The sequence below is a fragment of the Litoreibacter meonggei genome, from assembly GCF_003663885.1.
GTDB lineage: Bacteria > Pseudomonadota > Alphaproteobacteria > Rhodobacterales > Rhodobacteraceae > Litoreibacter > Litoreibacter meonggei.
On record NZ_RCCE01000001.1, the window covers coordinates 373690 to 398082 of the forward strand.

Here is a 24393-nt window from a genome sequence, read left to right on the forward strand (position 1 = left end):
CGCCAACAGCTTTAATCGCTGCACTACAAAAACCCATTACTCTCTGCCTTGGGGCCATACCCCATTACAACGATCGCCAGATGACCGTCAGTCGTGGGACTTAGTGCCAGATCGTTAAAGAATCCACCCATGGGCCGAGTACCGCGTCATTTCGCCATAATTTCGCCTAAATCTCTCAAGATATGGTAGCGGCGACTTAAAGGGGAACAAATCCTTTGTCCTCGGGAAACTCGAAGACGTCGTCCTTCTTGAGTGGTTCGCGAATCGCCAGCTGGGCCGCTGCCAAGCGCGCGATTGGCACTCGATATGGAGAGCACGAGACGTAATCCATGCCCAAAGACCGGCAAAATGCGATGCTTTCAGGGTCCCCGCCATGCTCGCCGCAGACCGACAAAGTCAGCTTGGAGCGCACCTTGCGCCCCCGATCGGACGCAAGCGCCAGCAATTCGCCCACCCCGTCTTGGTCCAACGCCAAAAACGGGTCCTCTGCAAAGACACCTTGATTGACATAGTCCGACATGAACCGGCCGGCATCATCACGCGACAGACCATAGGTCATCTGGGTCATGTCATTGGTCCCGAAACTCAGGAAGCTTGCATGAGTCGCGATGTCGCCCGCACGAAGTGCTGCGCGCGGTGTCTCCACCATCACCCCAAGGCGGTATTCCAGCGTTTTGCCTGTCTCGCTCATCACATCCGCCGCGACCGCGTCGATACGGGACTTCACGATCTCGACCTCGCGTTTGGCCGAGACCAGCGGGATCATCACCTCCGGCACCACAACGGCCCCTTCCGAGGACGCCTCGATCGCCGCCTCGAATATCGCGCGGGCCTGCATTTCGTAAATTTCCGGCACCGTGATCCCGAGGCGCACGCCGCGCATCCCCAGCATCGGGTTGACCTCGGACAGATCATCCACGCGGACCTGAACTTCCCGCGCACTCATATCCAACGCATCTGCAAGCTCCACAATCCCTGCGCGGGTGGACGGCAGGAACTCGTGCAAGGGCGGATCAAACAAGCGCAAACACACCGGGCGCGGGGCCATGATGCGGAACATGTCACGGAAATCGGCGCGCTGCATCGGCAGCAAACGCGACAAGGCTGCCGCGCGGTCATCGGTATCTTCGGCAAAGATGGCTTCGCGTAAGACCGTCAACCGATCCTCGTCAAAAAACATATGCTCGGTGCGGCACAAGCCGATACCCTCGGCATTGAACAGCATCGCCACCTCGGCATCCTCGGGCGTGTCCGCATTCGCGCGTACGCCAATATCGCGCATCTCGTCGGCCCAGGTCAGCAGCTCGCGGAACGCGCCACCAATGCCGGCCTCGATCAAACGCATAGCGCCCGCCAGAACCTGCCCCTTGGTGCCGTCCAACGTCACCATGTCGCCTTCGGAAAACACCCGCCCGTCAGACGCGGTCAACGTGCGGGCCTTGGTATCAATATCGATATCAGTCGCCCCAGCCACACAAGGCAGCCCCAACCCGCGTGCAATCACGGCGGCATGGCCGTTGGCCCCGCCGCGCTCCGTCAGGATACCCTTGGCCGCGTGCATGCCGCGCACATCCTCGGGGCTGGTTTCCCGGCGCACCAGAATACACGCCTCGCCCTGTGCCGCGGCGGTTTGCGCAGCAAACGAGTCAAACACCAGCTTGCCGGTCGCCGCCCCCGGACTGGCGGCAATCCCGCGCGTGATCAGATCACGTTTCGCTTTCGGGGCCACCTGCTGGTGCAGCAATTCCGAAATCGCGCGCGGCTCGATTCGCAACACCGCATCTTCGCGCGATATGATCTCGTCATTGGCCAAGGCCGTGGCAACGACAACTTCCGCGCGCGCCGACCGCGGGGTGTTCACCGCATCGAGAATGAACAGGTTGCCCCCCTCGACGGTGAACTCGATCTGCATTTCTTCGCGCAACCCCGTGCGCCCCACGTCGCCCAGACGGCACAGCTCAGAGTACACCTCCGGTTGGCTCTCCTCCAGGGATGGTCCACGCTCGTCACGGGTTAGATACATCGTGTCATCATGCGCGCCGCTCAGCGCGTCGCGGCCTTGGCTTTGGCGCTTGTAACGGCCCACTTCCTGCGCATCGCCGCTATCCGAGTTGATGAACTGGATCACGCCAGAGCCGCTTTCGCCCTTGCCCATGCCAAACGCCATGCGCTGAACGACCAGCCCCAGCCCTGCGTTTTCCGGCGCACCTTTGGACATGCGCAGCAGGCGGGCCGAAGTGCCTTCCCACGCCCGTGACATGGATTTGAGTACGTTGAACAACTGGGTTTCCACGTCTTGCGGGAAAGCCTCGTCGGTTTCGTCCTCATAGGCGGTCAGCGCTTTGTCGACGGTCAGGTCAGGGATGTCGAACATCTCGTCATCCAGCCGTGCCACATCGACCGCATAGGAGCGGATGAATTTCAAATGCAGGGCCGCCGCCGCGTCCGAGCCCAGACGCGAGGCGAAAAACGCCTCGTTGGTGCGGTTCATGCCGATATTCAGGATCGTCCCCGGCCCGCCCCAATCCGGCATCACAGGAGACGAGCGCACGGAGATCACCGGCCAGCTGCCGAAATGTTCCAGAAGCCGTACCATTTCCGGCTGCTGCCCGCCCGCAATCGCCCGCACCGTGGGGGTCGAGATCGCCACGGTGTCCGGCACCGGCATATCAAGCCTGATAAGGCGCTGCAGGCATTTCGCCCGCGCGCCATGCAGCTTCCGGTGGATAGCAGCGGTGGGCGTAATCAGCTCAAAGTTCAAATGGTCCAACATACTGCGGCGCAGCATAGGGGAGTTAAGTGTTCAAACAAGGGCGACGCACCGGCACGCCGCAGATTTTTGGCGGGTGTTACCCTTCGATCTTGGTCAGATCGGCCACCCCGCCGCAAATGGTGCGGATGCGGTGCAGCAGGCACAAACGGTTGCGGCGCACGATTTGGTTCTCATCATTCACCTGAACGGCCTCAAAGAACGCATCGATCGGGCCGCGCAACTGTGCCATGGCGTGCATGGCTTCAGCGAATTTGCCCTGCTCCATCGCGGGCTTGATTATGGCGTCGGCTGTATCCAGAGCTGCGAACAGCACCTTTTCCTCATCACCTTCCGCGAATTTGATGTTCGGGTCCAACTCGTAGGATACGCCGTCCTTCTTTTCCTCCGCTGAGAGGATATTGTTCGCCCGCTTGAACCCTTGGATCAGGTTTTCGCCGTCGTCGGTTCTCAACGCCTCCGAGAGCGCTTCTGCCCGCTTCACCAACAAGGTCAGATCGTCATTGTTTGGCATGGCGATACAAGCGTCGATGATGTCGTGGCGGATGCCCTTGTCCTTGAGGAAGACTTTGAGGCGGTCGTGGAAGAAGGAGAGGAGGTCACTGCTAACTTGTCCGACCATATCATCCAAGCCGGACGGTCCCTCTCCCTTTCCGCCAACAATCAAGCCAATCGGGAAGGCAGCCAATTGATCAAATTTACGAACGATCAATCCTTCAAGCGGGATGCGTATCTGGTTTTCCAACACCAACCGAATAACCCCCAACGCTGCCCTCCGCAGCGCAAACGGGTCTTTCGACCCTGTCGGCTTCTCGTCAATCGCCCAGAAGCCCGTCAGCAGGTCGATCTTGTCGGCCAAAGCCACCGACACCGACACAGGCGCGGTCGGCACGTCGTCGGACGGACCCAACGGCGAATAATGCTCCTCACAGGCCGCGCCCACTTCAACAGGCAAACCTGCGGCATCACTGTAATAACGCCCCATAAGCCCTTGAAGTTCAGGGAATTCATAGACCATCTCGGACGACAGATCAGCCTTCGCCACTCGCGCCGCCTGCTCTGCCAGATCAGGATCGGCCCCGACTGAAGGAGCAATCTCACGCGCCAGAGCCGCGATGCGCTCAATGCGTTCTTTCTGCGACCCCAGCTTGTTGTGGAACGTCACATTCTCCAACGCATCAACCCACGGCTGCATCCCCGCTTTGGCGATGCGCAAATCGTTCTCCCAAAAGAACTTCGCGTCGGCCAGACGCGCCGACAGCACCCGCCCGTTGCCGGCCAGAATGGTCGCGCCCTGATCGGCGGTCTCGATATTGGCGACGGTCACATATTGCTCGATCCGGCCCGTCTTGGGGTTCTTCACCGAGAAGAACTTTTGGTGTTCCTTCATCGAGGTTTTCAGTACCTCCGGCGGCAGGTCCAGAAACTGCTCCTCGATCTTGCCCAGCAGTACCACGGGCCATTCGACCAGCCCTGCGACCTCGGTCAAAAGCCCGCGATCCTCGACAACTTCCATGCCCTGCGCGAACGCCTGATTGGTGGCCTCGGCCCAGATGTGATCGGCCCGCTCGGAGGCATCCAACACCACCTTGGCCCGCTTTAGCTTCGTTGCGTAATCATCGAAAGACGTTACCGAAAACGCATCCGACGCCATGAAGCGGTGGCCGTGCGTGGTGTCGCCAGCCTTGATGCCGTCAATGTCCAGCGGGACAACCTCTGCCCCTGCCTCATCCGACAGAATGCACAGGATCGAATGCAACGGCCGCACCCAGCGCAACGTGCCGTCACCCCAGCGCATCGACTTGGGCCACGGGAAATTGCGCACGGTCTGCTCCAACACCTCCGCCACGATTTCCGCCGCAGAACGGCCCGGCTTGTCGATCACCGCAAACCAGACCTGACCCTTCTTGTCGTCGCGGGCCTCCAGCTGGTCTTCACTCAATCCGGTCGAGCGCAAGAAGCCTGCCAAAGCCTGCTCCGGCGCGCCGACTTTCGGGCCTTTGCGTTCTTCCTTCACAGCGGGCGACGCGGCCAACACCCCCTCTACCGACAGCGCCAGACGGCGCGGCGTCGAGAACGCACCGGCGGAGGCATAGGTCAGCCCCGCTTCGACCAAGCCATCGGTGACCAGCTTTTTCAGATCAGCCGCGGCCTTGCCCTGCATACGGGCGGGAATTTCCTCGGAGAAGAGTTCGATCAGAAGATCAGGCATATCAGTTGCTTTCTGTCGGTCGTGCCGGGCATTCGGGGCCGACGGCGGTGCCGTCATAGGCGCGCTGTCCGCAATCATTGAGCTGCTGCCACACATAGCCGCGCCCGTCTTCGAAGATGACCACGATGCGGTCCACCCCGTATTCGATGTTCTCTTTGCCCAAGAAGGCCAGCGCGGTGCCGTCTTCCAGCGCCGCGCCGATTTCGGTCGCGTCGAAGCAGTCGAACCAATCCGGCGCTGTCAAAGGGATCGCGCCGTCTGCCAGCTGATAGGTTTCGGTCAGCATGGAATGGGACATGGGCGTGCTGAAACACGCGCGGTAGCGGATGGGCGACGAGGTGGCGTCGATGGCGGTGATACCATCCGCGATGATCTCCTCCGGCTCGCCCGTGACGACGGAAACCAGCTGCACCGCCTCCGGCGTCTCCACCTTTGCGTAATAGTGGTAGACTTGCAGGTAGTAGAGGCTCGCGCCCGCAATCAGTGCAATCACCATGATACCAATCCCGATATACTTGCCATTCATGCCGCATTTTCCGGCGTGTAGCCGCCCGCCGCCGTCTGCAGGAAGGCATCCGCACAAGCGACCGTCAGCGTGCGCACCCGCCCGATATAGGCTTGGCGTTCGGTGACCGAGATCACCCCGCGCGCATCCAGCAGGTTGAACACATGCGACGCCTTGATGGCCTGGTCGTAGGCAGGCAACGCCATAACGATGCGGCGGCCTGTTTTGGGATCGTCTGCGCGCTGCGCCAAGATGCGGGCGCATTCGGCCTCCGCGTCCTTGAAGTGTTGCAGCAGCGTGTCGGTGTCGGCCACGTCGAAGTTCCAGCGGGCGTACTGCGCCTCCGCCTCACGGAACACGTCGCCATAGGTTAGCGGGATCGGCGCGTCGGGGTCGTTGAACGGCATCTCGTTGCCGTCATCGAAGCCCAGCACATACATGGCGAGGCGCTCCAAGCCATATGTCAACTCGCCCGAGACCGGCTTGCAGTCGTGGCCGCCCACCTGTTGGAAATAGGTGAACTGCGACACTTCCATACCATCGCACCAGACTTCCCAGCCAAGGCCCCAAGCGCCCAGCGTCGGGCTTTCCCAGTCGTCCTCCACAAAGCGGATATCGTGCATCTTCATGTCGATGCCGATGGCTTCCAGCGAGCCGAGGTAGAGCGCCTGCAAGTCAGGCGGCGAGGGTTTGATGATGACCTGATACTGGTAGTAATGCTGCCAGCGGTTCGGGCTGTCGCCATAGCGCCCGTCAGTGGGGCGGCGGGAGGGCTGCACATAGGCCGCAGACCACGGCGTGGGGCCCAGCGCGCGCAGTGTCGTGGCGGGGTGGAATGTCCCTGCCCCCACTTCCATGTCATAGGGCTGCAACACCGCGCAGCCTTTGGCCGCCCAGTAGCTTTGCAGACGCATGATGATCTCCTGAAAGGAGCGCGGTTTTTGCAGCGTTTCGGCCATGATGCTCGCCCTGATGTTCGTTTGGCCTCTCAATAGGCAACCCGTGTGGAGGGGTCAATCAACAGAACCGCCCAAAGAACCTTGTGAACACAACCTTTTCAGATGCACCTGCCGCCCTAAGTGATAACTTGCGCTAATAAGATTCGGGGCGGCACGCAGATCGCCCGTCGGACCAATGGGGATTTGAGTATGTCGCGCAGTATTTTTGCAGCTTTGTTTTTGACCACATCAAGCGTTGCGTTTTCCGCAGCTGCCCAGTCTTGGGTGCAGGTCGAGGCGCTTCCTAGCCTGCGCGCCGCCGAAGAGCGCGCACGGGCCTACAGCTCTGCCCTGAAAGACGTGAACGGCTTCCGCCTGCGCACAGGCTGGTACGCCCTGACGCTTGGCCCGTATAGCGAAGCCGAGGCCCAAGCCAAACTGCGCCAATTGCGCGGCGCGGGCATCATCCCCGGCGACAGCTACATTTCCGACAATCGCCCGTATCGCCAGCAGTTCTGGCCCGTCGGCGGTTCCGCTGCGGTCACCACGCCAGAGGTGTCCCAACAGCCTGCGACCGCTACGCCCACACCAGCCCCGGCACCTGTCGAGCTGGACGAAACGCCACGCGAGGCCCGCACAACCGAGGCTTTGATGAGCCGTGATCAGAAAAAAGAACTGCAAGTGGCAATGCAATGGTTCGGCTACTACAAATCCTCCATCGACGGTTCGTTCGGCAAAGGCACCCGCAATTCCATGGCCAGGTGGCAGGACGCAAATGGCTACAAGGCCACCGGTATCCTGACCACCAAGCAACGCAAGGTACTGATGGATGGTTACACCAGCGCACTCGCCGCGTTGGGTCTGGGTCAGGTTAACGAAAACAAGGCGGGGCTGGAACTTACCATGCCCATCGGCCTCGTCGAGTTCGACAAATACGAATACCCTTTCGTTCAATACCGCGAGAAAGACGGCTCCGGCATCGAAGCGCTGTTGATCTCGCAACCCGGTGACGAGAACACCTTGTTCGGCCTCTATGACGTCATGCAAACACTGGAAATTGTCCCGCTGGAGGGCGAGCGTTCCAAGGCCCGTCGCTCGTTTACCCTGACGGGACAAAACGAAGACATCCATTCCTACACCTATGCCCGAGCCGAGGGTGGCTATGTCAAAGGCTTCACGCTGGTCTACCCGCCCGCCAAGGCTGCCGACATGGCCCGCGTGATCGAAATCATGCAAAAAAGCATGGTGGTGACAGAAGGCACGCTGACACCCGACTTGTCCGACGCTACGGCGCAAGGCGTGGATCTGCTGTCGGGCCTAGACGTGCGCAAGCCGTCCCTGTCGCGTTCGGGCTTCTATGTAGACGGGCTTGGCCATGTGCTGACCACCGCCGAGGCCGTCGCCTCCTGCGGGCGCATCACTTTGGACAACACCTACGAGGCCACGGTGAAGGCCGCTGGCAACGGCTTGGCCTTGCTGGAGCCGTCCACCAGCCTCGTACCGCTGAACTACGCGCGTTTGGCAACGAGTGTTGGTCGCCTGCGCGCGCCTGTCGCGGTCGCAGGCTATTCCTATGAAGGCGCGCTGGACGCCCCCACCCTGACCTACGGCACGCTGGAGGATCTCAAGGGTCTCGGCGGCGAGGCAGAACTGAAACGTCTGGAGTTGGCAGCCCTGCCCGGTGATGTTGGTGGCCCTGTCATGGATATGACGGGGGCTGTCACCGGCATGCTGGTTGATCACGACGTAAACGGCAAAGCCCTGCCAACCGGTGTGCGCTTCGCATTGAAATCCAGCGTGCTTGCAACATTCCTAAGCGAAAACGGTGTCGTCGCCGCTGCCAGCGACAACGGCATCCAGTTGGATGCCGAGGATCTGGTGGTTCTGGGCACCGATATGACAGTGCTCGTGGGCTGCTGGGAGTAAGGCTGGTCAAGCGCTCTACCCGGCCCGAGGGCTGCTTCGAGCCCTTGCTACTGGATGCTGCAAAGCAACCAATGTTCGCTTGAATGAATTCGACGAAATTCCGTTGTTGTCCTGAAGTCTCGGAGTTCGGCAGTCTATTGCCTCATGCAAGTCGAAGTTCATCATGAAGATTAAACAGTGGCTCAGTTCAAACTAGTCAAAAAAATATTGGTTTCGGAAATCATTGTCTTTCTGCCGAACCTAGGGTTGTCTGTTAGGTGTTACGGAGCACGCGCTACAGATCGTCTCGATCAATATTAGACGCACCCATCCAATTTGGATGACAGTTGTAGAGTTCCCAGTCGACCCATTTAGCCATTTGTTTATTACGCTCCACATTTCATTCGGCCCTACGGGGCTTTGCGATCTGCTGCCAAGGTGCGATTGCCAAATTTAGGAGAGAAGTATGTCATTGATTATTACGGGTGTTTTGGACGGTCCTTTGAGTGGCGGCTTACCAAAGGCTGTCGAGCTATTTGTGACAACTGATATTAGCGATCTTTCGATCTACGGGGTCGGGTCGGCCAACAATGGAGACGGCTCAGATGGCGAGGAATTCACCTTTCCCTCGGTAGCGGCCGCCGCCGGAACGTATATCTACATCTCAAGCGAAACACCTGGGTTTACCGAATTCATGGGCTTTGCCCCAGACTACACCGATAGCGCGCTGTCCGTGAACGGCGATGACGCAATCGAGCTATTTCAGAACGGCACGGTGATCGACCTGTTTGGTGACATCAATGTCGACGGCACCGGGCAGGCTTGGGAATACCTTGATGGCTGGACCGCGCGGAACCCCGGCTCGACGGCAAGCGCCAGCTTCGACATTTCGCAATGGAGCTTCTCTGGCCCGAACGCCTTTGACGGCCAAGCGACCAACGCCAGTGCCTCCACCCCATTCCCGACGGCCTCGTTCGAGACGACCCCGCCTGAGCCGACCTTTGTGATTAATGAGATCGACTCCGACCAAAATAGCACCGACAGCGCGGAGTTCATCGAGATTTATGACGGCGGCGTTGGCAACGCCTCGTTGGATGGGCTGACGGTCGTTTTGTATAACGGCAACGGCGACGCGGATTACGACGTCATCTCGTTGGACGGTTTCTCGACCAACGCTGATGGCTTCTTCGTCATCGGGTCGGCAAATGTCCCCAATGTCGACCTGATCGAATTCACCACCAATGGTCTGCAAAACGGCGCTGATGCGGTTGCTCTTTATGATGGGCCAGCGCCGGACGCTGCGACAACCGATAACCTGTTGGACGCTATTGTCTATGGGGCCAACGATCCTGACGACGTGGGGCTGTTGGCGGCACTTGGGCAAAGCGTGCAGGCGGATGAAGGGGCCAATGGGAATGTCACCGGCGACGCTTTGGCCCGCCAACCCGATGGAACCGGAGAGTTTACCGCTCAGGCGCCTACGCCGGGTGCTACGAACTTCATCGCTCCGCCCACAGAAATCACTTTGATTAGCGAAATTCAGGGCGCAGGTGGCACCGGAGATCTGGCTGAGATTGGCGTCGACGACCGAAGCGCGCTGGAAGGGCAAATCGTGACGGTCCGCGCCATCGTCACGGCGGACTTTCAGGACGGGTTGCTCGGCAGCCAAGGCGATCTAAACGGGTTCTACATTCAGGAAGAAGAAATCGACTACGACTTTGATGATTTGAGTTCAGAAGGCATTTTCATCTTCGACGGCTCTGCTCCGCTGGTTGATGTCAACATTGGCGACCTTGTCGAAATCACCGGAACGGTCGGGGAAAACTTCGGCCAGACGCAGATCTCTGCCACTGCGGTTGCGGTGCTTGAGACCGACCAATTGGCGCCAACGGCAGTGGACGTTGCATTCCCAACCGCAAATGTCATGCAAGACAGTAACGGCAACTATGTTGCCAATCTGGAAGCCTATGAAGGCATGTTGGTGAACGTGGCCCAAGATATGACGGTGTCGGAATTGTTCAATCTGGACCGCTTCGGCCAATACAACGTCAGCGCCGACGGGCGGCCTGTGCAATTCACCCAAGAAAATGACCCCGACACCGCCGGATTCGAGCAGCACTTGCAAGACGTCGCAGCGCGGACCCTTGTGCTGGATGACGGCCTTTCGGGCCAGAACCCGGACCAGTTGAACATCATCGACGGCAATGACGGCATATTGACCGCTGAGGACAGCTTTCGGATGGGCGACGTCATTTCCTCGATTGAAGGCGTGGTTGGATACTCCTTCGGGGAATTTCGCATCAACGCCGCAGAAGGCGTCTACGAGCAGTCCAACCCGCGCCCCGACACACCAGAGGACATCGGCGGCAACTTCAAGGTCGCCAGCCTAAACGTGCTGAACTACTTCACCACGATTGATGTGACCGGTGCAACGACGGATAACGGCTCCGACCCGCGCGGGGCCGACACGCCGGAGGAGTTTGAGCGCCAAGCGGACAAACTGGTGAATGCCATCGTCGCAATTGACGCCGATGTGCTGGGGCTGGTCGAGTTGGAAAACGACTTTGCGGGCGATACCTTCGCGATCAAGGACATCGTTGACCGCGTCAACGCCGAGCTTGGGTCCGAGGTTTACGGTTTCGTTGATCCGGGGCAGGAATTCGTTGGCGGTGACGCGATTTCGAACGGCCTGATTTACAAGGTGCAAGAGGTCGGGCTGCAGGGCGACATGGCCATCCTAGAGACCTTTGAAGGGCGCGACTTCATTGACCCGTTAGGAGCTGGACGTGGACTTAACCGTCCGGCGATTGCACAGACATTTGAGGATCTGGACACGGGCCAGACCCTTACCGTTTCGGTCAACCACCTGAAGTCCAAAGGCTCACTGTCGGGCATCGACGCGGACGAGGCCCAAGGTGACGGCCAGGGCAACAACAACGCGACGCGAACCGAAGCGGCGAGCATTCTGGCGGACTGGATGAACAGCGATCCTACGGGGCAAGGATCAAGCAATTCGTTGATCCTGGGCGACTTAAACGCTTACGCGCGGGAGGATCCATTGACGACCCTGTCTGACGCTGGCTTCACCGATCTTGCAGCCGCCGAACTTGGTGAAGACGCTTATTCCTATGTGTTTGACGGTCAAATTGGGACTTTGGACTATGTGCTTGCCAATGACGCGCTGGCGGACAGCGTCGTCGGCGTTACCGAATGGCACGTCAACTCCGACGAGGCCGACGCCTTGGATTACAACCTTGATTTTGGTCGCGATCCCACGCTGTTTGACGGCGACACGGCGGCCCGCAATTCCGACCATGATCCGGTTATCGTCAGCTTCGATTTTGCTCCGGTCTACAATATGATTGCTGGTACAAACCGCCGTGATTTCTTGTTCGGCACCGAAGGTCGCGATCAGATAGATGCGATGAATGGCAATGATTTCGTCCTTGCCGGGGGCGGCGATGACCTGATCTTTGGCGGACGTGGCAGAGATACAATTGTCGCGGGTGATGGCAACGATGAGATCGATGGCGGACGCGGAAACGACTTCGTCTTTGGCGGTGCCGGTGACGATATCATCCACGCGGGTGACGGTCGGCGTGACTTTGTCATTGGTGGGGACGGAGCCGACACCTTTGTGTTTTCTGCGGCATTGGCAGAAGACGGTGCCCGCGACAAAACGGTCATTGCAGATTTTGACGTCACAGAGGATGTCATTGACTTGGGCGGTGCGGAAATTTCGAGTGTCCGCGAGTTCCATAGCTTTGTGCGAATTAATCTTGATGGTGGTCGCGACAAGATCGACTTGCTTGGTGTGTCAGATTTTGACGACATCACCTTCGTCAATGAACTATTGATTGGGTAAAAGCACCGGTTGGCGAACGAACTCATCTAAATCAGCCTCGCGTTTTGAAAACAAAATGCGAGGTGCAGCTAGGTGCTCAAACCATGCGCCAGCAACGAGTACAGCGGTCGTTGGACCCGTTCCGCACAAGAACTGACCATCGAGCCAAAACTAACTCTCGTCACCACAAGCGGACGTAGAAGTAGCAGTAACGAACGGAGGCTTTGTCCCGCAAAGCGGACCTTAGCCCCCGGCCGTCTCCGGCGTCACGTGGATCAGCGTCGGGCCATCCGCGGCCAGCGCGTCGGTCACCGCCTGTTTGAACGCCTCCAGCGAACGTGGGGCAACCGCGTGGGCGCCGTAGGCTTCGGCCAGCTTGCAGAAGTCAGGGTTGCGGGCGACCACCGCATTGGGAGCGATCTGGGCGTTAATCATGCCGTCCTCAATCTCTTTCAGCTTGCCATTGTCCCACACGATGATCGGCAGGCTCAGACCCAGCTCCACCGCCGTCGCCAGCTCCTGAATGTTGTATTGGAACCCGCTGTCGCCGTTGATCGAGATCACCGGCTTGTCCCCAGCCCCCACCTTGCCACCGATGGCCGCTGGCAGCGCGTAGCCCAACGTGCCGAAGCCCGACGGGTGGTGCCAGTGGCCGGGGCGGTCCATGGGAAAGGTCTCGTTAGCGACATAGGCGAATTGCGTCATGTCGGAGAAGATCATCGTCTCAGATGGCAGCACCGCGCGCAGCGCGTCCACCAGCGGGACGATCCCCGGACGGTCCGCATCCGTCTCGGCGCGCCACTTCGCCCGCAAGGCGGTGATCGCAGCCGCATCCCAATCGCTGCCGGACGGCTCCATCGCCGCCAAAAGCGCCTCGCAGAAGACCGTGCAATCGGCCAGCACAGGATCGGTGACGTTATGACGATCCACCAGCATCTGGGGGTCAAGATCGACGCGGACCATCGGACAGTCATGGCCCAGCGGGCCGCGCCAGAGGTCGCATTCGGACAGCTCGCTGCCAAGAACCAATACCAGATCAGCCTGCGCCATAATATCGGCGCTGCCCGGGCGGCTCAAACACGCGCCAAAGCTCAACGGCGCGTCGTCACCATACAGGCCGCGCCCCGCATTGGTCATGAACACGGCAGCGCCCGCACGGGTCGCAACTTCCGCGGCAAGCCCCTCCGCGCGACACGCGCCGCCGCCAAGGATCACCACCGGACGTTTGGCCTTAGCTAGCATTCCCGCGATGCGGGCGATCTGGTCGGAATTGGGGGCATCGAACGCCACCTGCACAGATCGGTCCGCTGCGGGCGCGGCCTCCGCCTCCAGCAATGCAATCGGGACGTTCATCAGCTTGGGGCGCGGACGCGAGGTCTGGAACTCCAGCAGCGCACGGTCGATCAGATGGTACGCGGCGTTCGCAGTGCGCGGGGTCTCCGACCACTCGGCAACGGTCGCACCCGCGCCCTCTTGGTCCAGCATCTGGTGCAACTGGCCACGGGTCGCCACCGTTTCGTCAAGGCAGGACGCAATCACCAGCAGCGGAACGCTATCCGAATAGGCCTGCCCCACAGGGTTCATGATGTTGCACAGCCCCGGCCCTGTGATCACGTAGGCCACGCCGGGCGTGCCGGTCGCTCGCGCATAGCCGTCCGCCATGAAACCTGCGCCCTGCTCGTTGCGGGCCAGCACATGGGTGATCCCCGCCTCCTCAATCCCGCGATACATCTCCTGGTTGTGCACACCGGGGATGCCGAAAATGACCTCCACGCCACGGGATTTCAACATATGTGAAAGTTGCGCGCCAAGGGGTTTGGTGGACATGTCAGGCTCTCCAGAAACGAATAGTGAAAATTGCGTAGACCGCCAAAAGCTCCAGCCGACCGATAAGCATGCCAGCCGCCAGCAGCCATTTGGCGGTGTCGTTCAACCCCGAGAAATTGCCCGAAGGCCCAATCTGGCTGCCAAGCCCCGGCCCGATATTGGCCAAAGCGGTCGCCGCACCGGAGACGGAGGTAATGAAGTCCAATCCGGTCAAGCCCAGCAGCACCGACAACATCCCCAAGGACACCACGAACATCACAAAGAACGACATCACCGAGGACAACACATCCTCGCTCACGGGCTTGCCGTCATAGCGCGGCTGGAACAGGCCGTGCGGCGAGTGAATACGGCGCACCTGCGCCTTGATCGAGGCGAATAACAACTGGTAGCGGAAGATCTTGACCGAGCACGCGGTCGAGCCGGCGCAGCCGCCGATCAGTCCCAGAAAGAAGAACACCGCCACCGCAAGGCTGCCCCACAGCTGGTAGTCCACGCTGGCATAGCCCGTGCCGGAAATGATCGACACCACGTTGAACAGGCCCTCACGGAACCCCTCCTCCGGATGATCGCCGAAAACGAACAGGCGGAACACGGTAAACAGCAGGGTAAAGCCCAGAATGGTTGCCAGATAGGCCCGCAACTGACTGTCCCTCAGCAGCGGCTTGGCCGAGCCAGAAAGCAGCTGGACATAGCGCACAAACGGCAGCGACGCCAAAATCATGAAGAACGAGGCCACATATTCCGGTGTCCCCTGAAACGCCCCGAACGAGGCGTCCGATGTCGAAAATCCGCCGGTCGACATGGTGGTCAACGCGTGGTTGATCGCCTCGAAAGGCGCCATCCCGACAACGACATAGGACACACCACACGCGATGGTCAGGCCCACGTAGAAATAGGAAATCTGCGCGGCGATCTGCACTGCCCGAGGCAGCACCTTGCCCATCGTGTCAAACGCTTCGGACCGAAAAATCTGCATCCCCCCGACCCTGAGTTCGGGCAGGAACACCATGGCGACCACGATAATACCAATGCCACCGAACCACTGCAGCATCGACCGCCATAACTTCAACCCGTCCGGTAGCGCCTCCAACTGGGTAAAGACCGTGGCTCCCGTGGTGGTCAGCCCTGACATGGCCTCGAAGAACGCATCGACATAGCGCGCCTCGGTGGCCCCCAGAAACATTGGCAACGCGCCGAAAATCGGCAAGGCCAGCCAAACGCCAGTAGTCAGCAAAAAGGTTTGCTGGATGGACAATCGGTCGCCCACACCATTGGCAGAGGCCAGCGCCATCAACACGCCAATACCCGTGGTAATGATCGCGCTTTCGGCAAAGGCGGGCCAATGCCCGTTGCCAACCCACAGGTCCAGCGCCATCGGAATCAGCATCGAAGCCCCGAGGCAGGCGGTAAGCAGGCCGATCACATAGGCCACTGGGCGCGCGTCAAACATAGCGCCAAGGCTTGGAGCGGTGCTGGCAAACTGTCAAGCAGTGCCGTAACATAAGGCCAACTTCGGTGCTCTGTGGTGTTGGCGCTCAGGGCTTGCAGTTACCGACATCGGCCGGCCCCTGCTGCACTCAATTTGCCGCGTATAATCCGCCTGTCGGTGTCGCAAGGAACGCTTCGAGGCCGATCTCCTCTTGCTTCAAGAACCCCGTAGACGGCAGTGCACCATCACGCACCATTTCGATGATCGAGACAACCGAGCCAGCGGTCGTCCACGAAATCGCGGTGCGCTGTTTGCCCGCAACTTCGACGGGGCGATAGGCGCGGACAAATTCGCGGCGCTGCAACTTTGCGTCGATCGTGCCCTCGGCAGACGCGTGTACATAGACAATATCGTCTTCAACGGGCGGCTTCGCATTGATCAATATCTCGCCCGCTTCTTTGCGGCGGTCCCGCATCAAAAGCTCGTGGAAGAAGAAATTCATCAACTTCGCATGGCCCGGATATCGCATGGTTTTGTAGTCGATATTTTTGACTTTACCCAGATAGGTTTCGCACATGGTGCCCAAGCCGCCCGAGGTGGTGAATGCCTCAAGCTTCATGCCGTCGATATAGATGTCTTCCATCCATTCCATCGGCGACACGAGCTTGCGCGCACCATCCTCGATCACTTCGCAGTCGTTTAGATATTCATTCACCACGCCTTCGGGGGACCAGTTGAAGGAATAGCCCATCAAACCGGTCGGGTTCTGTGGCAATGCGCCAACACGCATCTTGCACGAGCGGCATTCATCCAACTGGGCAATCAAAGACGCGCCGACGATCCCGATAAAGCCGGGTGCAAGGCCACATTGCGGGGCCATAAGGCCCTTTGAAGTCTTGCTCAGCTCTATGACACGGTTTGTGGTCGGCACATCTTCGGTCAGGTCGAAATAGTGAATACCCGCACGATGCGCAATTTCGGCCACAGAAATGTTCAGATGGAATGGCAAACACGACAGAACAGCATCCTGTTTGGCAAAAACCGCCTCAACGCCGCTTGTATCGGACAAATCCAACGCCACTACCGGAAACGGCAGATCACCACGTGTCGCCAGATCAATGCCCGTCACGTCGAAGCCTGATCCATGCAACAACTCGGCCGCCAGAGAGCCAACCTTGCCCAAACCCAAAACCGCAATCATCTTCATTCCACAAATCCTTCGCGTGCTATCAGACACAATCAAATCCTATTCCACTGCTACCCAAAATGGCAAAAATTGTTGCAAATCGCTAAAGTTTTGACTTTTTGGCGGCGGTTAAAGATAACATGGAGTATGGATGATTTAGACCACCAGCTTCTGCAGCTCCTGACCAAGGACGCGCGCGCCTCAGCGACAGTTCTTGCCCAAAATCTGGGCGTCTCGCGCGGAACAATTCAAAACCGCATTGACCGGTTACAGCATCAAAACGTGATCAAACGGTTTACCGTTGAGCTGTCAGCAGGCAAGACAGATACGCAAGTGAGCGCCTTTACACTGATCCGGTTGAAAGCGGACGACGGGAAGACCACCATTCAATCCTTGCGACGAATTTCTGCGATCTTGGATATCCACACCCTAAGCGGAAGCTTTGATCTTGTCGCCGAGGTGCGGGCGTCTTCGCTGTCAAACCTGGACACCGTTCTGGACTGTATACGCGCCTTGCCTGAGGTCGCGGAAACGCAAAGCCATATCCGGCTATCCTCCAGCAAAGCGGACAATCGTTAACCGCGCAGTATTTTGCACAAAAGGCTCCAGCCCTACTTTGCGCAGACAACGCGCCATGGTCTTGACCCTCCCGCCCAGCGGGCGTATCCAAGTCCCCGTGGCGATTTGTTACCGGATTGCGGGCCACGTTAAATATGCTGCTAAAGAGGATGGATTGATATGAGCCTCCCCCTTTTCCCGGTGGAGGCTTTTTATTTGGGCGACGCCCAACAGAGGATGACATGACAAAAGACTGGTCCCCCCGCACGAAATCCGTCCACAGCGGCACCCGCCGTTCCCAATATGGTGAGATGTCCGAAGCGATCTTCCTGACCCAAGGCTTCGTCTATGACAGCCCCGAGCAGGCCGAGGCGCGTTTCATCGAGAGCGGCCCCGAAGAATTCATCTACGCCCGCTACGGCAACCCCACCGTGCGCATGTTCGAGGACCGCATCGCGGCCATCGAAGGCACCGAAGACGCTTTCGCCACTGCCTCCGGCATGGCTGCTGTCAGTGGCGCGTTGACCTCCATGCTGAAGGCTGGCGACCATGTGGTGTCGGCCAAGGCGCTGTTCGGGTCGTGTCTGTATATCCTTGAGGACGTGCTGACGCGCTACGGGGTCGAGGTCACCTTTGTCGACGGCACCGACCTTGCGGCGTGGAAAGCCGCCGTTCGCGACGACACCAAGGCCGTCTTCCTTGAATCCGTCTCAAACCCCACGCTGGAAGTCATCGACGTCAAAGGCGTGGCCGAAATTGCCCATGCCAAAGGCGCGTTGGTGGTGGTCGACAATGTCTTCGCCACCCCTGCGTTTTCCAAGGCGGCAGAGCTTGGCGCCGACGTCATCGTCTATTCCGCCACCAAGCATATCGACGGTCAGGGCCGCTGCCTTGGCGGCGTGATCTGCGGCACCAAAGAGTTCATCCGCAAAACCGCCGAGCCTTACCTCAAGCACACGGGCGGCGCGCTGTCGCCGTTCAACGCGTGGGTAATGCTGAAAGGTCTGGAGACCCTGCACCTGCGCTGCAACGCGCAGGCTGAGAGCGCGTTGTTCATTGCCGAGGCGCTGGAAGGTCACAACAAACTGGACCGCACGCTGTATCCCTACTTGAACTCCCACCCGCAACAATCTGTTGCCAAAGAACAAATGGGTGCAGGCGGGACGGTGATCTCGCTCGACATTCAAGGCGGCAAGGACGCGGCGTTCCGCTTCCTCAATGCGCTGGGCATCATCCTGATCTCCAACAATCTGGGCGACAGCAAAAGCATCGTGACCCATCCCGCGACCACCACGCACCAACGCCTAAGCGATGAGAAACGCGCCGAGTTGGGTATCACCGACGGGCTGGTGCGCATCTCCATCGGGCTGGAAGACAAGTCCGATTTGCTGGCGGATATCCGCACAGCACTAGACGCGGTCTAGGCCAAAAAGGTCGGTTTTCCTTTGTAACGTCCGCGTGCCGCCCCATATAGTGGCGCACGCCGACGCCGCATCCCGAGGAGGGAAAGCCATGAACGTCCACACACCCGAGCCGACCCGCGAGGAGGCCGAAGCCGCCCTTGCCCTGCTGCGCCAGTGGGCGGGCAAGGTCTCAGCCGTCGAGGTGGCCGATCTGGACCCGCTGGTCTCCCGCCTGATCCCCGGTCAGGAACTGGCGAACTACCCCGCGCTGGCCCGCGCCTACCCCGAAGAATTCGCCGTGGACGAGGCCTACAAAGCCACCATGCCCGACCTGCAAAACGGGCCGTCCTCGCTGATCCGCGGGGCCAAGCAGCACATCCAGCACGTCGGCATCTCCAACTTCCGCCTGCCCATCCGGGTCCATACCCGCGACGGTGACGACCTGACGTTGGAGACTTCGGTCACCGGCACAGTGTCGCTGGAGGCCGAGAAGAAGGGCATTAACATGTCCCGCATCATGCGCAGCTTCTACGCCCAAGCCGAGCAGACCTTCAGCTTCGAGGTGATTGAGCAAACACTCGACGCCTATAAAACCGATCTGGAAAGCTTCGACGCCCGCATCCAGATGCGATTTTCCTTCCCGATGAAGCTGCAATCCCTGCGCTCCGGCCTTGAGGGATACCAGTATTACGACATCGCGTTAGAGGTGGTCGACACCCAAGGCACCCGCAAGAAAATCCTGCATCTGGACTATGTCTATTCCTCCACCTGCCCCTGCTCGCTGGAGCTGTCGGAACACGCCCGTCAGTATCGCGGTCAGCTTGCCACGCCCCATTCGCAGCGCTCCGTCGCGCGGGTGTCAGTGGAAGTGGATTGCGAGCAAGACTGCCTGTGGTTCGAAGACCTGATCGAGCTGTGTCGCACCGCCGTGCCGACCGAGACGCAGGTGATGGTCAAGCGCGAGGACGAGCAGGCCTTTGCCGAGCTTAACGCCGCCAACCCGATCTTCGTCGAGGACGCCGCGCGGTCCTTTTGCGAGCAGTTGCAGGCCGATCCGCGCATCAAGGATTTCCGCGTAATCGCGTCACATCAGGAGAGTCTGCACAGCCACGACGCGGTCTCCGTGATGACAGAAGGCCCGACATTTGCAGCCGACAGCTTGGACCCCAAGCTGTTCAACACGCTGTTTCATGTGGGGTGAGGGTTAAGGATCACTGTGCGGACGAAGCTGACGTCTCTACAAAGGTAGATCAAGTTGGTTTGGGTCAGGTGTGGCTGGGCCGATGAATTCACGAATGAAATTAGCCAAATTTTTGTTCTTATTATCCAGCATGGTTGACAGGGATATTAGCAGGGAACGATCACTTGAGTTCAAAGAGACATTTTCATTTATGAAATCAATGTCATGTTGATCTGCCCACAGCGTAACCAGCGTAACGGCGTTTTCGCTTCCGTGAAGGCAAGAAAACCCAGTCGTTAGTGCCGCCGCTGCGTAGTCGTCATCTTCCGTTATCGCGTCCAGACAGGCTTTAGCAATGCCATTTGTGTTTGCTGCGAACCAGTCTTCCAAACTGGCAAGAACAACCATGTCCTCAACTCTCAGGTGGTTTTCCTTAGGTATCCAATCCAACGCATGATCTTGAAAATGAAGTGAAAGTCCGCGGTACTTTCCGCGAGGGCCATGACCGTCGCAACCAGTTCCACCCGAAGTGGATGCGCAATACAAGACATGTGAGAAGAACAACAAGCTGTCCAAGTCAGCATCGCCTTTTGCATTCGCTATCTTACGCAGCCAGGGTAAGGCTGCAAATGTGACCGGATACAGATCATCTTGGTGGTGGAGCTTTTCCCAGAATAAATCCTTGGCAATGACTAGGTCCCAACCCCTTTCCAATTTAGCGATGATGCCTGAAACGTCTTCTATGCCATAGGGGCCATACAAGCGGGACCAAAGTGGGTCAGACAAAGGGATGAGCAATGGTAAAACCTCACGAAAAACGTTGCTGTCACTTGCATTACTCAGAAAATCGAAAGATTTCCAGCGGTCTCCATTGGGCTCAAAGCAGACATCTAGCAAAACCGACCCGTCCAGCTTACACCCGTGCCAAACCGCACTGACTGAAAAGCCCGCAGCCCATGACTGATACGCCCCAGCTCGACGACGCTCATTTCCAAATCCCCAAGACGCTAGAGGCACAAAGCCCCGGCACCCATAAGCCGCGTATCGCCATGCTCTATGGCTCGCTGCGTCAGGGCAGCTTTTCGCGATCCATGACCGAGGAAGCCGCCCGCGTGCTGACCCGCATGGGGGCCGAGGTGCGCGTTTTCGACCCGCGCGACCTGCCCCTGCCCGACAGCGAGGACGCGGATCATCCCAAGGTGGCCGAACTGCGCGAACTGGTGACGTGGTCCGAAGGCATGGTCTGGTGCTCCCCCGAGCGCCACGGGGCCATGACCGGCATCATGAAATCCCAGATCGACTGGATACCGCTCAGCATGGGCGGCGTGCGCCCGACCCAAGGCAAGACGCTGGCGGTGATGCAGGTCAACGCGGGGTCGCAGTCGTTCAACACGGTCAACCAGCTGCGTATTCTGGGCCGGTGGATGCGGTTGCTGACCATTCCCAACCAGTCCTCGGTGCCCAAGGTATTTCAGGAATTCGATGGCCGCTACCGCATGAAGCCCTCGCCGTTTTACGACCGCATGGTCGATGTGATGGAGGAGCTGATGCGCTTCACCTTGCTGACCCGTGACATCAAGGATGAGTTGGTCGACCGCTATTCAGAGCGCAAGGAAAGCCATGCAGAACTGTCGAAGCGGGTGAATAAAAAGGACTAGGCCGCGTCTTCCGGCTCGTCGGAATAGCGTTGTAGCATGCCGGCTTGAAGCATGAAGAACACGAATAACGCAGCGGGAAAGCCGAAGGTTTCGATTTTCACCCACGCATCGGTCGACATAAAGCGCCAGACCAGTTCGTTCGCGATGGCGAGGGCTGCGAACATGGCGGTCAGGCGCTTGGTCAGGATCATCCAGCCCTCCGGTTTCAACGGCAGAAAGTCGTCCATGACATATTCCAGCCAAGAGCGTTTCAGCAGCAGGCCGATCCCCAGCATCGAGGCGAAGAAGCCGTAGACGATGGTGGTTTTGATCTTGAAGAATTTCTCGTCGTTGAAATAGACCGTCAGCCCGCCAAAGAAGATCACCATAAACGCCGTCAGCACCTGCATCCGGCTGAGTTTGCCCGTCAGTTTCCACAATATTCCCATGGAGAGCAGAAGCAGCGGCACGAACAACGCGGTCACCACGATGAAGCCAGAATATTCAGTGCCACCAATCAGATACACCTCTTCCTTCATCTTCAGATAGGCCACGAAGAACAGCAGCACCGGCCCCAGTTCTAGCGCCGATTTCAGCCCTTGCGAGATTTTCTTCTCTGCCATGCTCTAGCCTCCTGCTTCCACGATCACCGCGCCAAGCGCGATAAGCGCCATCAAAGTCAGCCGGCGCGGTCCGACCTTTTCCCCCAAGACCAGCCAGCCGATCAGCGCGGCAAACACGGTCGAGGTCTCGCGCAATACCGCAGCCTCCCCCACATTGTCGAGCCGTGTCGCCATCATGATGGCCCCGAACGAGAAAAACGCCACGAACGCGCCGAGCACACCGCGCTGCATCAGCGGACCCAATGTCGGGCGATCGGCCATGCGCCACCAGCGGCGCGCGGCGATGGGCGGGATGAAGAACAGCCCGTCGAGAAAGAAAAACCACGCAAGGAACGTAAACGGATCGGCAGTCGCGCGGATGCCGTAGGCGTCATAGGTGGTGTAGAGCGCCACGAACATCCCCGTGGCCACCGCCAGCCACAAGGCTGGTACCAGCGTGTCACGGTTCAGCGTGATCGTGCGCAGGTTATACACCGCCAGCCCGTAGATACCCGCCAGCAGCGTGGCGACCCCGAGCCACTGGATCCAGTTGAAGGTCTCGCCAAAGATGAAATACGCGCCGATGACCGCGAAAAGCGGCCCTGTGCCTCGGACCACGGGATAGACGACCGTGTAAGCGCCTTTGCTGTAGGTAAAGGCCTGCAACAGCTTGTAGACGGAGTGGATCACAAAGGCGGTGGCGAAGATCAGCCACATATGCGGCTCCGGCCACGGGGCGACGAACAGCGCAAAGGGGGCGGCGATCACGCCGTAGCTGAAGTCGATAGCCCCGCGCGACAGCCACGGATCGTGACGGCCTTTTTGCAGTGCCCCGAAGATGGCGTGCAGGAATGCTGCGGTTAGCGCGAGGATCAGTGCCAGCTGGTGTCCAGCCTCGGTGCCCTCCAGCGAGACGAGCCATGCGCTCATGATGCAAGGACCCTCCGGGGGGAATATTTATGCCAAGATGAAACCATGGGGGCGCGTTAACCTTAATGCGGCGTTACTCGGTGGTGGCACCGGTGAGGGCTTGCGCGAACTCCTCAGGGTCGAACGGGGCAAGGTCGTCGATCTGCTCCCCCACCCCGATGGCATGGATCGGCAGGCCAAACTTATCCGCCAACGCCACCAGCACGCCGCCTTTGGCCGTGCCGTCGAGCTTGGTCATCACGAGGCCGGAGACGTCGCTGATCTGGCGGAAGACGTCGACCTGATTGAGCGCGTTCTGGCCCGTCGTCGCATCCAGCACAAGCAGGGTGTTATGTGGCGCGGTGTCGTCCTTCTTGCGGATCACTCGGACGATTTTGGCAAGCTCCTCCATCAGATCGGCGCGGTTTTGCAAGCGGCCCGCCGTGTCGATCATCAGCAGGTCGGCGCCGTCAGCCTCGGCTTTGGTCATCGCATCATAGACCAGCGACGCGGGGTCGGAGCCTTCCGGTGCGGTCAGCACGGGAACGCCGGCGCGGTCCCCCCAGACCTGCAATTGCTCGACCGCGGCGGCGCGGAATGTATCGCCCGCGGCGATCACCACCTTCTTGCCCGCATTGGAAAACTGCAGCGCCAGTTTGCCGATGGTCGTGGTCTTGCCAGAGCCGTTGACCCCCACCACCAGCACCACCTGCGGGCGCTTGGGATAGATCGGCATAGGTTTGGCGACCGGTTCCATGATCTTGGTGATCTCGGCGGCCAGAAGTTCCTTGATTTCCTGAGTGGACAGCTTTTTACCAAAGCGGCCTTCGGCCATATTCGCCGTCACCCGCAGGGCCGTATCGACGCCCATATCGGAGGCGATCAGCAACTCTTCGAGCGCTTCCAACATGTCGTCATCCAGCTCGCGGCGAATGACAGTCTTTTGGTCTTTACGCCCCAAAAGGCGCCCGAACAGGCCGGGCTTTTTTGCGGGCTCGTCAGGTTCGTTGGGCGCACTCAATACCGCAGCGGCTTCGGGCACATCCAAAGCGGATGTCACGTTGGCTTTTGCGACGTCCGGTTCTTGTGCAGCAAACGCGGCGGCATCTTCTGCGGCTTTGGCCTCTTCAGCGGCCTTCTCGGTCGCGATTTTCGCGATCCGCTCTGCTTCCTCGGCGGCTTTTGTCGCGTCCGCTATACGTTGTGCCTCTGCGGCGGCCAGAGCTTTTTGCACTTCAAGTGCTTCTTCGGCCTCTTTCAACTTTCGAGCGTTTTCCTCAGCTTCCGCCTGTGCTGCTACGCGCGTGGCCTCCTCAGCGTCGCGTGCCTCTTGGGCTACACGGGCGGCTGTCGCCTCGGCTAAGGCGATTTCAGCAGCCTCTTTGGCCCGATCACCTTCTAATTGGGCTTCTGCAGCGGCTTGAGCGGCGCGGGCATCTTCGGCTTTTTGCACTGCAAGTGCCATAGCCTCGGCGTCTCTTGCGGCCT

The 24393-nt window shown here is 59.3% G+C and carries 17 protein-coding genes and 1 riboswitch; of the genes, 6 read left to right on the forward strand and 11 right to left on the reverse strand.

Annotated features, from left to right (window positions below):
- Positions 1 to 196 precede the first annotated feature (196 nt).
- The 4 genes from BCF46_RS01780 to BCF46_RS01795 all read right to left on the reverse strand — a co-directional run bounded on the left by BCF46_RS01780 (position 197) and on the right by BCF46_RS01795 (position 6446).
- Entirely contained in the window at positions 197 to 2788 is a 2592-nt protein-coding gene (locus BCF46_RS01780) for a putative PEP-binding protein (RefSeq protein ID WP_245989693.1), read from the reverse strand.
- 61 nt (positions 2789 to 2849) lie between these two features.
- Positions 2850 to 4982: a glycine--tRNA ligase subunit beta gene (glyS, locus tag BCF46_RS01785; protein ID WP_121021128.1), complete on the reverse strand. Its 2133-nt coding sequence runs from the start codon at positions 4980 to 4982 to the stop codon at positions 2850 to 2852.
- Between the two features lies 1 nt (position 4983).
- Entirely contained in the window at positions 4984 to 5508 is a 525-nt protein-coding gene (locus BCF46_RS01790; RefSeq protein ID WP_121021129.1) for a DUF6446 family protein, read from the reverse strand.
- Positions 5505 to 6446, reverse strand: a complete 942-nt coding sequence (locus BCF46_RS01795) for a glycine--tRNA ligase subunit alpha (RefSeq protein ID WP_121021131.1) — start codon at positions 6444 to 6446, stop codon at positions 5505 to 5507. The genes BCF46_RS01790 and BCF46_RS01795 overlap by 4 nt, the downstream gene beginning before the upstream one ends.
- 189 nt (positions 6447 to 6635) lie before the next feature.
- On the opposite strand from BCF46_RS01795, the gene BCF46_RS01800 reads away from it, so the two are divergent.
- Complete coding sequence (locus BCF46_RS01800; protein WP_121021133.1) at positions 6636 to 8351, forward strand: trypsin-like peptidase domain-containing protein; 1716 nt, start codon at positions 6636 to 6638, stop codon at positions 8349 to 8351.
- Between the two features lie 445 nt (positions 8352 to 8796).
- Positions 8797 to 12195 carry an ExeM/NucH family extracellular endonuclease gene (locus tag BCF46_RS01805; RefSeq protein WP_121021135.1) on the forward strand — a complete coding sequence of 1133 codons (3399 nt, stop codon included), beginning with the start codon at positions 8797 to 8799 and terminating at the stop codon, positions 12193 to 12195.
- A 222-nt stretch (positions 12196 to 12417) separates the two neighbouring features.
- On the opposite strand, the gene BCF46_RS01810 is transcribed toward BCF46_RS01805, so the two are convergent.
- From BCF46_RS01810 to BCF46_RS01820, 3 genes are all read right to left on the reverse strand, one after another.
- On the reverse strand, positions 12418 to 14001 hold the full coding sequence (locus BCF46_RS01810; protein ID WP_121021137.1) for a thiamine pyrophosphate-binding protein: 1584 nt from the start codon (positions 13999 to 14001) through the stop codon (positions 12418 to 12420).
- Position 14002: 1 nt separating this feature from the next.
- A complete protein-coding gene (locus BCF46_RS01815) occupies positions 14003 to 15451 on the reverse strand; it encodes a TrkH family potassium uptake protein (RefSeq protein WP_121021139.1) in 1449 nt (482 codons plus the stop codon).
- Between the two features lie 127 nt (positions 15452 to 15578).
- Complete coding sequence (locus BCF46_RS01820) at positions 15579 to 16637, reverse strand: saccharopine dehydrogenase family protein (RefSeq protein ID WP_121021141.1); 1059 nt, start codon at positions 16635 to 16637, stop codon at positions 15579 to 15581.
- A 126-nt stretch (positions 16638 to 16763) separates the two neighbouring features.
- Here BCF46_RS01820 and BCF46_RS01825 point away from each other — a divergent pair, with 126 nt between their 5' ends.
- From BCF46_RS01825 to folE2, 3 genes are all read left to right on the forward strand, one after another.
- A complete protein-coding gene (locus BCF46_RS01825) occupies positions 16764 to 17195 on the forward strand; it encodes an Lrp/AsnC family transcriptional regulator (protein ID WP_121021143.1) in 432 nt (143 codons plus the stop codon).
- A gap of 87 nt (positions 17196 to 17282) precedes the next feature.
- Positions 17283 to 17360, forward strand: a riboswitch (SAM riboswitch).
- Between the two features lie 56 nt (positions 17361 to 17416).
- Positions 17417 to 18598: an O-succinylhomoserine sulfhydrylase gene (gene metZ / locus BCF46_RS01830; RefSeq protein WP_121021145.1), complete on the forward strand. Its 1182-nt coding sequence runs from the start codon at positions 17417 to 17419 to the stop codon at positions 18596 to 18598.
- Between the two features lie 88 nt (positions 18599 to 18686).
- Positions 18687 to 19778: a GTP cyclohydrolase FolE2 gene (gene folE2 / locus BCF46_RS01835; protein ID WP_121021147.1), complete on the forward strand. Its 1092-nt coding sequence runs from the start codon at positions 18687 to 18689 to the stop codon at positions 19776 to 19778.
- 36 nt (positions 19779 to 19814) lie between these two features.
- Here the strand turns inward: folE2 and BCF46_RS01840 are convergent, their stop codons facing one another.
- Entirely contained in the window at positions 19815 to 20543 is a 729-nt protein-coding gene (locus BCF46_RS01840; RefSeq protein ID WP_170157836.1) for a hypothetical protein, read from the reverse strand.
- A 170-nt stretch (positions 20544 to 20713) separates the two neighbouring features.
- Between BCF46_RS01840 and arsH the strand changes: the two genes are divergently transcribed.
- Positions 20714 to 21415: an arsenical resistance protein ArsH gene (gene arsH, locus BCF46_RS01845; RefSeq protein WP_121021151.1), complete on the forward strand. Its 702-nt coding sequence runs from the start codon at positions 20714 to 20716 to the stop codon at positions 21413 to 21415.
- Here arsH and BCF46_RS01850 read toward each other — a convergent pair.
- The 3 genes from BCF46_RS01850 to ftsY all read right to left on the reverse strand — a co-directional run bounded on the left by BCF46_RS01850 (position 21412) and on the right by ftsY (position 24370).
- Positions 21412 to 22017, reverse strand: a complete 606-nt coding sequence (locus BCF46_RS01850) for an inner membrane-spanning protein YciB (protein ID WP_121021153.1) — start codon at positions 22015 to 22017, stop codon at positions 21412 to 21414. The two genes, arsH and BCF46_RS01850, sit on opposite strands and share 4 nt — an antisense overlap.
- 3 nt (positions 22018 to 22020) lie before the next feature.
- Positions 22021 to 22926, reverse strand: a complete 906-nt coding sequence (locus BCF46_RS01855; RefSeq protein ID WP_121021155.1) for a DMT family transporter — start codon at positions 22924 to 22926, stop codon at positions 22021 to 22023.
- A gap of 73 nt (positions 22927 to 22999) precedes the next feature.
- Complete coding sequence (ftsY, locus tag BCF46_RS01860; protein WP_121022237.1) at positions 23000 to 24370, reverse strand: signal recognition particle-docking protein FtsY; 1371 nt, start codon at positions 24368 to 24370, stop codon at positions 23000 to 23002.
- Positions 24371 to 24393: the final 23 nt, after the last annotated feature.